The organism is Enterobacter cloacae complex sp. P2B, from assembly GCF_014895985.1.
GTDB classification, from domain to species: Bacteria; Pseudomonadota; Gammaproteobacteria; order Enterobacterales; family Enterobacteriaceae; genus Enterobacter; species Enterobacter bugandensis.
The window spans coordinates 1-258 of the sequence record NZ_JADBQQ010000022.1 but is presented as its reverse complement, the minus strand read 5'-3'; positions in this window follow the sequence as shown (position 1 = coordinate 258).

Sequence of the window (258 nt, the reverse complement as noted above, 5' to 3'; positions counted from 1 at the left end):
TTTCTAAGCTGCCTGTACGGCAGTGCACAGCACTTACGTACAACTACGTCAACGGAACCTTTTCTAAGCTGCCTGTACGGCAGTGCACAGATGTCCCCCCCACGCGTGCGCGTCACGTTCATTTCTAAGCTGCCTGTACGGCAGTGCACATGATTATCAGGCGACCAGCGCATACGAACGCTTTCTAAGCTGCCTGTACGGCAGTGCACATAAAAAGACTTCTCTGATGCAAGGTTCGCCATTTCTAAGCTGCCTGTA